This is a genomic window from Stenotrophomonas sp. SrG, assembly GCF_050031795.1.
Classification (GTDB): domain Bacteria; phylum Pseudomonadota; class Gammaproteobacteria; order Xanthomonadales; family Xanthomonadaceae; genus Stenotrophomonas; species Stenotrophomonas rhizophila_A.
The window spans coordinates 1-235 of sequence record NZ_JBNBBE010001358.1 but is presented as its reverse complement, the minus strand read 5'-3'; the positions used below and the strand labels follow the sequence as shown (position 1 = coordinate 235).

Genomic DNA, 235 nt, shown 5'->3' with positions numbered 1-235 from the left:
CTGGAAAAGGGCTCCGAACCCGGCGCGCACATCCTGTCCGGCGCGATCATGGATACCCGCGCGCTGACCTAACTGTTCCCGGACTGGGCCGAACGCGGCGCGCCGCTGAAGCAGAAGGTCACCCGCGACGAATTCCGGTTCCTCAGCCCGGAAGGCGCGCGCAGCACGCCGCACGCGCTGCTGCCGGAATGCTTCCACAACGAAGGCACCTCCATCATCAGCCTGGGCGAGGTCA

The 235-nt window shown here is 67.2% G+C and carries 1 pseudogene; it reads left to right on the top strand.

What is annotated here, in order from left to right:
• Nucleotides 1–235, top strand: a pseudogene (locus ACQG3P_RS23835) (NAD(P)/FAD-dependent oxidoreductase); the annotation flags it as partial.